At 62.1% G+C, this 12,574-nt stretch carries 10 protein-coding genes; 9 read left to right on the top strand and 1 reads right to left on the bottom strand.

Going from position 1 to position 12,574, the window contains the following annotated elements; translation table 11 throughout:
• Positions 1-340: 340 nt before the first annotated feature.
• The 9 genes from HJB91_RS15585 to repC all read left to right on the top strand — a co-directional run bounded on the left by HJB91_RS15585 (position 341) and on the right by repC (position 10,750).
• Positions 341-1,639 (top strand): extracellular solute-binding protein, encoded by a 1,299-nt coding sequence (locus tag HJB91_RS15585; RefSeq protein ID WP_210632094.1) that lies wholly within the window; start codon positions 341-343, stop codon positions 1,637-1,639.
• An 84-nt stretch (positions 1,640-1,723) separates the two neighbouring features.
• The gene (locus HJB91_RS15580; RefSeq protein ID WP_221155263.1) at positions 1,724-2,653 is read left to right on the top strand and encodes a carbohydrate ABC transporter permease; all 930 of its coding nucleotides are present in this window, start codon (positions 1,724-1,726) and stop codon (positions 2,651-2,653) included.
• Positions 2,650-3,492, top strand: a complete 843-nt coding sequence (locus HJB91_RS15575) for a carbohydrate ABC transporter permease (RefSeq protein WP_221155262.1) — start codon at positions 2,650-2,652, stop codon at positions 3,490-3,492. The genes HJB91_RS15580 and HJB91_RS15575 overlap by 4 nt, the downstream gene beginning before the upstream one ends.
• Before the next feature lie 43 nt (positions 3,493-3,535).
• Complete coding sequence (locus HJB91_RS15570) at positions 3,536-4,774, top strand: ROK family transcriptional regulator (protein ID WP_221155261.1); 1,239 nt, start codon at positions 3,536-3,538, stop codon at positions 4,772-4,774.
• A gap of 44 nt (positions 4,775-4,818) precedes the next feature.
• Positions 4,819-5,673 carry a sugar phosphate isomerase/epimerase gene (locus HJB91_RS15565; protein ID WP_221155368.1) on the top strand — a complete coding sequence of 285 codons (855 nt, stop codon included), beginning with the start codon at positions 4,819-4,821 and terminating at the stop codon, positions 5,671-5,673.
• Between the two features lie 22 nt (positions 5,674-5,695).
• Positions 5,696-6,757 carry an ABC transporter ATP-binding protein gene (locus tag HJB91_RS15560; protein ID WP_085782018.1) on the top strand — a complete coding sequence of 354 codons (1,062 nt, stop codon included), beginning with the start codon at positions 5,696-5,698 and terminating at the stop codon, positions 6,755-6,757.
• Positions 6,758-6,997: 240 nt separating this feature from the next.
• Positions 6,998-8,206 (top strand): plasmid partitioning protein RepA, encoded by a 1,209-nt coding sequence (gene repA, locus HJB91_RS15555; RefSeq protein ID WP_221123513.1) that lies wholly within the window; start codon positions 6,998-7,000, stop codon positions 8,204-8,206.
• A gap of 69 nt (positions 8,207-8,275) precedes the next feature.
• Complete coding sequence (gene repB / locus HJB91_RS15550) at positions 8,276-9,250, top strand: plasmid partitioning protein RepB (RefSeq protein ID WP_221123512.1); 975 nt, start codon at positions 8,276-8,278, stop codon at positions 9,248-9,250.
• A gap of 210 nt (positions 9,251-9,460) precedes the next feature.
• Positions 9,461-10,750, top strand: coding sequence for a plasmid replication protein RepC (gene repC, locus HJB91_RS15545; RefSeq protein WP_221155260.1), 1,290 nt, complete (start codon positions 9,461-9,463; stop codon positions 10,748-10,750).
• 11 nt (positions 10,751-10,761) lie between these two features.
• Here repC and HJB91_RS15540 read toward each other — a convergent pair whose 3' ends face one another.
• Positions 10,762-12,567: a methyl-accepting chemotaxis protein gene (locus HJB91_RS15540; protein ID WP_221155259.1), complete on the bottom strand. Its 1,806-nt coding sequence runs from the start codon at positions 12,565-12,567 to the stop codon at positions 10,762-10,764.
• Between the last annotated feature and the right edge of the window lie 7 nt (positions 12,568-12,574).

Raw genomic sequence — 12,574 nt, 5'->3', positions numbered from 1 at the left:
TCTCCTCCATGGACTTCAGTTTCCGGCTGCCGCTGCGGCCCGGAGCACGAACTGACACCATCGCGGCCATCCGCGATCGATCGGCCTTTTCCTCAGGAAAATTGCGGGTTGGATGCGCCTGATTTCCCTAAGGCGCTGTCGGCAACTTATTTTGGCGTGCATCCCTTCCGAAAACCGCAGCGTGCGCTAGCTGCTGTTGAATGTCGCCAGCATCTCATCCTCCCAAGCTCTGGCTTGACATCAAATCAAAGTAACTTAATCTAATTAATGCAGCACGGAATTGAGGAGAGGTCAACCGACCGCCAGGCTGTATTCGTTCAAAATGGGGAGGAGACCCATCATGAAGAGCGCGACCGTCAGCGCATTGGCGCTGAGCACTGTCTTATTTTCAGCATCCACCATTTTTGCCCAGGAACTTGCCACCAAAGACCGGATCGGCCTTGCCGATGCGCCGAAAACGCTCGTCGTCCGCCTGACGAACGACAGCCCGAACAATTCCGATCCCGCCATTGCCGAGGGCTATCAGAAGCTCTTCGTCGATTTCATCAAGAAGCATCCGGACTGGAAATTGCAGATGCAATTCATGTCCTCCGACATCGGCACTGAACAGGCCAAGATGCTGGAGCAGGCCAAGGCCGGCAACGCGCCGGATTGTGCGGCCGTCGACTCCTTCGTGCTCTCGCAGTTCATGGTCAATCACGTGCTGGCCGATTTCACACCCTATTTCTCCAAGGAAGAAGTGGACGATCTCTTCCCCTTCATCCGCAGCGGCATCACCGACAAGGACAAGACCATCCGTGCCTGGTGGTGGGATACGGACCTGCGCGTTCTCTACCGCAACAAGTCTGTGGTCGCAGATGCGCCGAAGACCTGGGACGAACTGAAGAAGGCCGCCCTTGCCTCCACCAAGGAGGGCATGGAAGGCGTGCTCTTCAACGGCGGGCGCTGGGAAGGCACGACCTTCGACTGGCTCGCCAATTACTGGGCGCTCGGCGGCAAACTCGTCGACGACTCGGGCAAGCCAATCTTCGGCGAAGGCGAGAACAAGGAGAAATTCCTGAAGGCGCTGAACTACTTCAAGGATCTCGTCGATTCCGGTGCGGCGCCGAAGCGCGTTACGACGATCGCCAATTACGACGATATGAACGCTGCGGCGGCTGCCGCGACGACGGCGCTCTTCATCGGCGGCAACTGGCAATATGCACAGCTGAAGACGACGCTCGACGAAGAGGAATTCAAGAACTGGACCTTCTCGCCGATCCCGGGCCCCACGGCCGACCAGAAGTCGACGGGCACCGGCGGCTGGACGGTCGCCTCCTTCAGCAAGGACAAGGAGAAGATCGAAATGTGCGCCAACCTGGCGCGCGACGTCTATATGGGTCCTGCAAACGCGCTGCAGCAGCAGCTGCCGACGCGCAAGTCGCTCTTCGACAAGTATGAGGTCTTCTCGACGGAAGCCAACAAGACCTTCGCCAATGCGCTGGTCGATGGCCAAGCCCGGCCCGGCGTGCCGATCTATCCCGAGATCTCCAACCAGATCCAGATCATGATGGGAGACGTGCTGTCGGGGACGAAGAAACCGGAAGAGGCCCTGGATGCCGCATTTAGCGCGGCGATGGAGGCTTACAAGCGTCTCTGATCCCGGGCGTTTCCACGCTTCCGACCGCGACGGCGCCTGGACTTGAGGCGCCGTCGACAGTGCCAAACCCGGACAGAGAAGCCAATGAGCCCAATTGCCATCGAGGCTGACAGCCCGCCTCAAAGCAGAACGTTCATGCGCCGGTTCGCCGGTGCGCCCCTGCCCTGGATCATGCCCGTGATCATCGTCATCGGCATATTCTACCTCTATCCCGTCATCGACGTTTTCCGGCTTTCCTTCACCAATGCGACGCTGATCGGCGAGAACCAGCAATATACGTTTGGCTCGATCACCAGTGCGCTGAGCTCGCCGCAACTGCCCGACATTCTCTGGGCGACGCTGATCTTCGTCGGCGGCAGCGTCATCGGCCAGCAGATCCTCGGGCTTGCGGTCGCCGTCACCGTCATTCGCGGCGAAAAGCGCGGCCTGTTCGGCACCACGATCCTGAGGACCACGGCGCTTGTCGCCTGGGTCGTGCCGGGCATTGCCGGCGGCATCATCTGGCAGATGTTGTTTTCCGAAGCGCCTTACGGCGCGCTCAACAGCATTTTGAGGCTGATGCACATGCCGACCGTCGCCTGGCTCTCGGACCCGGCAATGGCGCCGTGGTCGACTCTGATCTCGAACATCTGGCGCGGCACCGCCTTTTCGATGGTCGTCATGTATGCGGCGCTGAAATCGATCGATCCCTCGCTCTACGAGGCGGCGGAGGTCGACGGCGCCAGCGCCTCGCAGCAGTTCTTCTTCGTCACGCTGCCGCAGCTGCGCGCTGCCATCCTCGTCAACATGATCCTGATCACCATCCAGACGGTGAACACCTTCGATGCGATCATCACACTGACAGGCGGCGGACCCGGGCGCGCGACCGAAGTGATCTCGCTCTACGTCTTCAATATCGTCTTCCGAAACTATGATCTCTCCGGCGGCAGCGTGCTCTCGGTGCTGATGCTGATCATCAGCCTCGGGCTTGCCTTCCTCTACGCGTCGTTCCTGCCAAAGGAGGAAGAGCAATGAGCGGACGCACCGGAACCCGGCTCGGCGACGCCATGAGCTATTTCTTCATGCTGGTGATGTTCGTCTTCTTCGCCGGCCCCCTCACCTATCTCCTTTCGATGGCGCTGCGTGACAAGCGCGAGGTCTATCGCGGCGCGGCGCGCTACATTCCCGACAACCCCACCATCCAGAATTTCATCACCGTTCTCAACAACAGCTATTTTCCGATCTATCTCTGGAACGGCCTGAAGCTTGCGGCGCTCAGCGGTCTCGGCGTGCTGATCGTTGCCTTGCCCGCCGCTTACGCGTTCTCCCGCTTCCACTTCCGCGGCAAGGGTCTGTCGATGATGGGGCTGCTGCTCTTCCAGATGATTTCGCCGCTCGTCATCATGGTCCCGCTCTACCGCTACATGAACCGCCTCGGCCTGCTGGACACACATTTTGCCGTCGTTATGGTCTATATCGCGCTCGGCGTTCCCCTGGCGACCTGGCTGTTGAAGAGCACGGTCGACGGCATTCCGCGCAGCCTCGACGAGGCGGCGATGATCGACGGCTGCAACCGCTTCTCGGTCTTCTGGCGCATCATCCTGCCCCTGTCGGCGCCGGGCATCGCGTCCGTCTTCATCATCACCGTGATTGCCGGCTGGTCGCAATTCCTGGTGCCTTTCCTGCTGCTCACCAAAAATGACCTGATGCCGATCGGCGTCGGAATCTTTAACTTCCGCGGTATGCAGACCGACTCGTCCATCCAGTTGCTTGCCGCCGCCTGCCTGATTGCGGTCGTTCCGGCGATCGTGGCCTTCCTGTCGCTCCAGAGGCTGATCCTCGGTGCGATGACCAGCGGCGCGGTGAAGGGATGAAGAGGTCTGCTTCACTCTTCACGCGTGCGGAAGGATTGAACGCATGAACCAGACACTCGGCGCCAGGCACTCTCCCGATCTGACGGGCGCCAATGTCGAAGACGCGGGCGAGCACAATCGGGCTGTCGTCCTGCGCTGCATCCACCGTCAGGCGCCGATTTCGCGCGCCGAGATCGCCAGGCAGACGGGCTTCACCAAACCAGCGATCGCCCGCATCGTCGACCGCCTGCTGGACGAGGGCCTGATCATGGAGGCCCGCCGCCGGCATGGGCTCAGAGGCCAGCCGGCAATCGAACTCGAAATCAATCCCGATGCCTATTACGCCATCGGCATCAACATCGACCGCGACCATCTGACGATCCTGGCGGTCGACGCCGTCGGCAATGTGCGCGCCCGCGTACACCACGAGAAGCGCTTCATCCTGCCGGCGGAATTCATGCAACTGACATCAGATGCGATCTCGCATTTCCAGCGCAGCCGACTGATCGACGATGCGCGCCTTGCCGGCATCGGCCTTGCCATGCCGGATTGGCTCGGCGAAATCTCGCTGCTCGGCAAGCCCGACGCCTATCAGGAATGGACTGATTTCGACGTGCGCGCCGCACTGGAGAGCCTGACGCCGCATCCCGTCTTCATCGAAAACGAAGCCAATGCCGCGGCCCTTGCCGAACTGGATTACGGCCTCGGCGCAGAAAGCAGCAGCTTCTTCTATATCGCCGTCAATGCCTGCCCGGGCGGCGGCCTCGTTCTCGACGGCAACGGCCATCGCGGCGCCATGGGCCTCAGCGGCGAGATCGGCTGGCTTCCGATTGCCGACGGCCGCAACGGCGAGGCGCAGAAGGTCCAGCTTCTCGGCGAGATCTTCTCGCTGTTCTTCCTCTATGACTTCCTGTCTCGGCACGGGATCAAGGTAAGCGTGCCGCAGGATCTGCTGACGCTCGACGCACGCGGCAAGCGCCTCGTTTCGCAGTGGCTGAAGGAGATGAGCGCGCATCTCGCCGTCGCCGTCAAACATATCGCCATGATCGTCGATCCCGACGCCGTGCTCGTCGGCGGCCGGCTGCCGATCCGCATCGTCGATGAATTGCTGCGTTACGTCCACGAGCATCTCGACGCCGAGGACACGAACCTGCCCTCGCTGCATCGCGCCTCGATCGGCGAGGACGCCTCGGCCATGGGTGCGGCGGCCATGCCGATGGCGGCGGCCCTGATGCTCGCATCGGCCGATGTGGCGCAGCGCACGCGCTCGCCGCTGAAATTCATGGATCGGCTGAACAGTTGAAACGACCGCAAGGCCCCGGATTTTGATGAGGATCGGAGGATATGGTGAAGATCGGCTTCTATACCTCGACATTCAATGATTGCCCGCTGGAGGAGGTGGTGGATTTCGCCGCGTCGGCGGGGTTCGAAGCGATCGAGATCGATGTCGGCGGCCACATCAAGACGCCCGACCGGGTGGAGGATGCCGTTACGCTGGCAAGAAGCCGCGGCCTCTTCGTCTCCTCGATCACTTTTTTCGGCAATCAGCTTGATGCCGATCGCGACAAGCGCCGGGAACTCCGGGCAAGGACCTCAGAATTTGCCGAAGCGATCGGCGGCGCCGGCGTTCCGATCTTCGTGATCTTTCCCGGTCGTAACGATACGGCAAGCGACGAGGCCAATTATGACGACTTCGCCGACTTCGCGATTGGGCTGATCGCGCAAACGCAGGCAAGCGGCCTCACCTTCGCGATCGAGAACTGGCCCGGACCTAGAGACAATTTCATCGGAACGACGCCTAGGGGATGGCAGGAACTTTTCCGCCGCATCGAGGACCCCCGCTTCGGCCTCGAATTCGACCCCTCGCACCTCATCCGCATCGGCGTCGATCCCTATCGGGCGCTGGAGGCGGTCAAGGACCGCATCGCCATTCTGCACGCCAAGGATACGGCGATCGACGCCGAGGCCCTGCAGGCACTCGGCTATCACGGCAAGGGCTGGTGGCAATACAAGTTGCCGGGGCTCGGTCTGCTCGACTGGCCGCGTTTCCTCAGGCAGGCCCGCGGCTACGGTTTTGATGGCACGCTGTCGATCGAGCACGAGGATGCCGCTTACGGCTGGCCGGGCAAGAACTTGGCCGCGCGCAAGGAGGGTGAGCGCCTCGGCCTCGATTTTCTCAAAAGTGTCTTGAACGGACTTTGACGGCGAATTCGGGAGGAGTTTCATGGCCCATGTTTCGGTCAGCAATGCGCGCAAGGACTACGGCGCGTTCAAAGCCATCAAAGGCGTGTCCGTCGATATCGGCGACGGCGAATTCGTCGTCCTGGTCGGCCCCTCCGGCTGCGGAAAATCGACGCTGCTCAGAATGATCGCCGGCCTGGAGGGCATCACCTCGGGCAAGATCCAGATCGGCAAGCACATCGTCAACGAGCTTGCGCCCAAAGACCGCGACATCGCCATGGTGTTCCAGAACTACGCGCTCTATCCGCATATGACGGTGGCGAAGAACATGGGCTTCTCGCTGCGTATGAAGCGCATGCCGAGATCGGAGATCGATCAGCGCGTCGGCAATGCGGCAAAAATCCTCGGCCTGGAAAACCTGCTGGAGCGTTATCCGAAGCAGCTTTCGGGCGGCCAGCGTCAGCGCGTCGCCATGGGCCGGGCGATCGTACGCGATCCGGCCGTCTTCCTGTTCGACGAGCCTTTGTCGAACCTCGATGCCAAGCTTCGGGTGCAGATGCGCTCGGAGATCAAGGAACTGCATCAGCGGCTGCAGACGACGACAATCTACGTGACCCACGACCAGATCGAAGCCATGACCATGGCCGACAAGATCGTCGTCATGAAGGATGGGCTGATCGAGCAATCGGGCTCGCCGCTCGAACTCTACGACCGCCCGAACAATCTGTTCGTCGCCGGTTTCATCGGCTCGCCGGCGATGAATTTCATCAAGGGCAGCATGAGCGAAGACGGGTTCAGGACCGTGGACGGGCTGCTGCTGCCGAGCGAACGCCGGCCGAAGGATGCCGTGACCTACGGCATTCGCCCCGAACATATCATGCTCGACCCCAACGGCATCGAAGTGACGACCGTCGTCGTCGAGCCCACAGGCTCGGAAACACTCGTGCTCGTGCGGCTCGGAGGGCAGACGCTGACCTGCGTCTTCCGCGAGCGGATCCGGGCCGCCCCCGGCGACGTGTTGAGGATCGCCCCCGGCCACGACACCGTTCACCTCTTCGGCGCCGACGAGCAGCGCATCACTACAGGCGAAGCGCCATTGAGTTAAGCCCGCCGAATGCCCCCTCCCCTTCGGCCGGGCGCCGCCGGGGGCGCTTTGTCAGCGCCCCCGGCCCAAAATCCCCGGTCGTCCGGACATCACGCAGAGATCCGGCAAGCGCTTGAACGAGCATCGAAAAGGTTAATATGCGTTAACCTTAAATTTCTTGGCCGGTATCGGAGAATCGCGGATAATAACGGTTACAGGGGCTTTTGATCCCGAAAACCGTTATCCGAAAGATTGCTGCCGATGAACGCTAATTCGAACGCCGTGAAGGCCGCGCCGCTCTATTTCGAGGATCAGATTCTCGAGCACGGCGACGTGATTTCGAAGAAGCTGCATCTCCTGAGCGTGCAGCGCTTTCCGCCGAACGCGAAGAAGACGCTGCGCAACTTCTCTCTCGCCGAGGTCGCCAATTATGTCGGGGCCTCGCAGAGCACGTTGAAGAAACTGCATCTCGAAGGCAAAGGCCCCTGCCCGCAGACTTCGCCTTCCGGGCGGCGCTCCTACAGCGCCGAGCAGATGCTGGAGCTCAGGCGCTATCTCGATGCGCATGGCCGCTCCGAGAGCCGCATGTATGTGCCCCATCGCCGCGGCCATGAGAAGCTGCAGGTGATCGCCGTCGTCAACTTCAAGGGCGGCTCGGGCAAGACGACGACATCAGCCCATCTCGCCCAGCACCTGGCGCTGACCGGCCACCGCGTCCTTGCCGTCGATCTCGATCCGCAGGCATCGCTCTCCTCGCTGCACGGCTTCCAGCCGGAGTTCGACCAGGCCTCGTCGCTCTATGAGGCGATCCGCTATGACGGCGAAAAGAAGCCGCTCTCCGAGATCATCCACAAGACCAATTTTCCCGGCCTCGATATCGTGCCGGCCAATCTCGACCTGCAGGAATATGAATACGATACGCCGCTCGCCATGACCGACAAGTCGAGCAATGACGGCAAGACCTTCTTCACCCGCATCTCCCGCGCGCTCGCTGAAGTCGACGACCGCTACGACGTCGTCGTCATTGATTGCCCGCCGCAGCTTGGCTACCTCACCCTGACGGCGCTGACGGCGGCGACCAGTGTCTTGATCACCATCCATCCGCAGATGCTCGACGTCATGTCGATGGGCCAGTTCCTGCTCATGCTCGGCGGCATCCTGAAGCCGATCCGCGCCGCCGGCGCCGAGGTGAACCTCTCCTGGTATCGCTATCTGATCACCCGCTACGAGCCGACCGACGTGCCGCAGGCGCAGATGGTCGGCTTCATGTCGACGATGTTCCACGAGTTCATGCTGAAGAACCAGATGGTCAAATCGACGGCAATCTCGGATGCCGGGATCACCAAACAGACACTTTATGAGGTCGAGCGTTCCTCGATGAACCGGGGAACCTATGATCGCGCGATGGAGGCGATGGACGCCGTCAACGCAGAGATCGCCGGGCTTATTCACCAGGCATGGGGAAGGTGAATTTGTCGGCTGACAAATTCACGCTTTCCGTGAAGCAAATCAATGGAATGACCGCAACCGGAGGAAGCGATGGCACGGAAAAATCTGCTGGAAGGACTGGCCGATATGCCGGACGAAAACGCGGGCGCGCCTAACTATCCGATGCGCGGCGCAGGCCGGTCGCTCGTCCGCTCGCTGGATGAGCTGGCCAAGCAGGCGGAAAAATTCCTCGAAGGCGAGGCGGTGGTCGATCTTGACCCGGATCTCGTCGAAGCCTCCTTCGTCAAGGACCGGCTGTCCGAGGATGACGAGGACTTCCAAATGCTGGTCGAAGCGATCCGGGCGCGCGGGCAGGATACGCCGATCCTGGTACGTCCCCACACCAGGATCGACGGACGTTATCAGGTGGTCTTCGGCCACCGGCGGCTGCGCGCCGCCCGCGCGCTCGGCCGCAATGTCCGCGCCGTCGTCAAGGCGATCGACGACCGGACCCATGTGATCGCCCAGGGGCAGGAGAATTCCGCCCGCGCCGACCTCACCTTCATCGAGCGCGCGCTCTTTGCGAGGCGGCTTGAGGAACTCGGCTATGACAGGGAGGTGATCTCGACGGCGCTCGCCGCCAATGCGGCTTCAGTCTCGAAGATGCTGTCGGTCATGGATCGTATCTCGCCGGAGGTCGTCCAGGCGATCGGCGCCGCACCCGGCGTCGGCCGCGAGCGCTGGGTGGAGCTGTCGCTGCTCGCCGGCAAATCGGCCAATGCGGCAAATGTCGCCAAAGTCCTGCAAGACGACAACTTTCATCAGCTACCTTCCGACAAACGTTTCGAGGCACTCCATGCGGCGCTGAACAAAAGCGCGCGGCCGGTGAAGAAAACCGTCGCCGCGAGGAAGATGACATGGCAGCCGCTTGATAAGGCGGTCCAGGCGGAAATGAAGAATGACGGTAAGGCGTTCTCGCTCTCGATGAAGGCGAGAAATGCCGGTCGCTTCGGAGAATTTCTCTCCGGCAGGCTGGATGCGCTCTATGAGCAATTCCTCGCCGAGGAGGGCAAACAAGGAGACTGAAACCGCAAAAGAAAAAGGCCCCCAAACGAACGAGTCGTGGAAGCCCTTCTCATATCCTTAGCAAGACAGAGAATCGCATTTTCACGAATCCCCGTCAAGAGTCCTGCAGCGCCTGCGCGTCTTTTCAGACGCGTAAATGATGCTGCAGCACCTTTTCCCTCGCATCGTTTCGGTGAGCGGATTTCTTTTGCCCGATGAGAGGTGAAGGAAATGGAGAGTGACTATGTGACGACGCCCTTCGGGCGGCGGCCGATGACGCTCGCCATGCTGCTGAAACAGCGGCGAGGCGAAGCGATCGCGGCCGAGACGACGCGCAGCAAATGGAAACTGTTCCGCTCCGTCTGCGAGGCGCGGGCAGGGCTCGACGTCTCCGACAGAGCGCTGACGGTGCTCGATGCGCTGCTGAGTTTTTATCCTGAGGACGAACTGTCCAGCGAAAAAGGACTGGTGGTCTTCCCCTCGAACGCGCAGCTTTCGCTCAGAGCCCGCGGCATGGCCGCCGCCACTTTGCGCCGGCATCTCGCCGTACTCATCGAGGCCGGCCTGATCTCCCGCAAGGACAGCCCGAACGGCAAACGTTATGCCCGCCGCGGCCGGGGGGGCGGAATCGACGAGGCCTATGGCTTCAGCCTCGCCCCGCTCCTCGCCCGGGCCGGCGAGATCGAGGTGATGGCGGCACGGATCGCCGCTGACCGGCAGATGCTGCGCGCCATGAAGGAGCGGCTGACGATCTACCGGCGCGACATCGCCAAGCTGATTTCCGCAGCCGTCGAGGAAGCGGTTGCGGGAGATTGCGAGCGCGTGTCCTCAATGTTCCATTCTATCCTGGATCGGATTCCGCGAGCCGCGACGATCGAAACCCTCACGCCCGTCCTCGAAGACCTCGAGACACTCCGCACAGATATCGTCAACCTGTTGGAGCTGCACGCGAAAATGCAGATGGCGAGCACCAGTGAATCCCGGATTGAGCGCCACATACAGAATTCTCACACCGAATCCCTTTCTGAATCTGAACCGCGCTTGGAAACGGGGGCGGGGCAGGCCGGCCGGGATCCGCAACCGGGGACGAAGCCGCACGATGACGGGCCGAAAGCGCAAACACGCGGCCGGGAGGGATCGCGCCTCTCCGTTTGGCCGAGAGTATGCGAACTGAAATCCTTCCCGCTCGCCACTGTTCTCCAGGCTTGCCCCGACATCATGGACTACGGCCCTGGCGGCAAGGTCGACAGCTGGCGGGATCTGATGACAGCGGCCATCGTCGTGCGCTCGATGCTCGCCGTCAGTCCGTCGGCCTATGAGGCGGCGTCACGCGTGATGGGGCCGGAAAGCGCCGCCACCGTCATGGCCTGCATCCTGCAAAGGGGAGAGTGCATCAACTCCGCCGGAGGCTATCTCAGGGACCTGACGCGGCGCGCCGAACGCAGTGAATTTGCACTCGGCCCGATGCTGATCGCCCTGCTGCGTGCAAAAAGCCCGGCTGTCAGCCGGGCCGGGACCTAATCGTGCTTACCTCACGCTGCGTCGCGATAGCTCCGCGTGCCGGAGTCTGCCCCACCCAGTTCGAACTGAGTGACCAGTTCGCGCAGCCGTTCGGCTTCGCTGGCCAGTGTGACGCTGGCGGCGGTCGTTTCCTCCACCATGGCGGCGTTCTGCTGGGTTACCTGGTCGAGCTGACTCATGGCCGAATTGACTTCCGAGAGGCTGGTCGCCTGGTCGCGCGCCGAGGCGGCGAGCGTTTCCATGCGCTGGTTGATATCGACGATGAAGCGGCCGATGTCGCCAAGTGCCGCGCCGGTGTGGTTGACCAGTTCGACGCCGCTCGCGACCTTGGCGGATGCTCGCCCGATCAGCTCCTTGATCTCCCGGGCGGCCTGGGCCGAGCGTTGGGCGAGCTCTCGCACTTCCTGGGCGACGACGGCAAAACCCTTGCCGGCCTCGCCGGCGCGTGCGGCTTCGACCCCTGCGTTGAGCGCCAGCAGATTGGTCTGGAAGGCGATCTGGTCGATGACGCCGATGATATTGTTGATCTGCTTGGAGGATTCCTCGATCTGACTCATGGCGTCGACGGTCTGGGCCACCACCTTGCCGGATGCGATCGCGCTGCGATTGGCGTTGTCGGCAACGCTGCGCGCCTCTTCGGCGATATTGAAGGCTTCGGTCACCTTGGCCGTGACGACGTCGAGCGCAGCGGCGGTCTCCTCGAGCGTTGCCGCCTGCCGCTCGGTGCGGCCGGAAAGCTCGCTGGAGCCGTTGTTGATCTCGCGGGTACCCGTATTGATGATCGACACGCTTTTTGAAACCGAAAGCAGGGTGCGCCCGAGCTGCTCCACCGACGCGTTGAAATCATGCCGCAGCGGCTCGAATTCAGGCGCGAACCGATCCAAGAGCTGGAAGGCGAGATCGCCCTCCGCAAGCCGTTTCAGGCCGGCGGCGAGGGCCGAGGTCGCAGTCTTCAGCCGTGCTGCAGCGCTGCGCTCCGCCTGCTCCTGGTCGGCCAGCCGGTTTGCTTCGGCCAGACGCCGGTTTTCCTCCGCCTGGCTTTCCAGTTGGATGCGCGCAATGGCGTTCTGGCGGAAGACTTCGACGGAGCCCGCCATCAGGCCGATCTCGTCGCCACGCCCGGCATAGGGGATCGCATTGTCAGTCTCGCCGGAGGCAAGTTCCTGCATGGATCGGGTGATGCGCTGGATCGGACGCGACACATGCCGGGCGATGGCAATGAGAATGCCGAGGCCGACGATGGCGGCAAGGCCCGCGAGCGCCAGTTCAGTTTCGATCTTCGTTTCCAGGGCCTTGCCGGCCTCGGCGACGCTTTCGGTCGCGATCCTGTCGACGATACCGTTGACGGCGGTGATGCCTTCCATGATCGCCTGCTGCGAGCGCGCCAGCTTCTCGGCCGTCGGCACTTGGTCGGCCTGCTGCAGGCCGAGGCTCACCTTGACGTCCTTTTCCCAGGCGCCGTGCGCCTCGCGAAGCGAGCGCACCCCCTCGGTCAGCGACATGGCGAGATCAACGCGCCCAAGCTCATCGAGCGACTGCGAAAGCGCGCCATTGCTTTCCTCGAACGCTGCCTTGACCTCGGCTGCCGGCACGAAATTCGTCATCGAAAGCACCCGGTCGACCACCGATGTCGCCTGCCGGAACTGCTGCTCGATATGGGCCGAGCTCAGCTTGGCGTTCACCGCCTCCTGCACCACAGCGGCAACCCGAGCCTGGCCGGTGATAGCCTGGTTGCCGATCAGGAGGGCGCTGCCGAATCCGACGACGATCGTCGCCACCATGGGGACGAGGATCTGCATGCGTATGGAGAGTTTCATGGTATGC

Source organism: Rhizobium sp. NLR10b (assembly GCF_019685435.1).
Classification (GTDB): domain Bacteria; phylum Pseudomonadota; class Alphaproteobacteria; order Rhizobiales; family Rhizobiaceae; genus Rhizobium.
The sequence above is the reverse complement of the archived record's forward strand: the minus strand, read 5'-3'. Positions and strand labels throughout refer to the sequence as shown.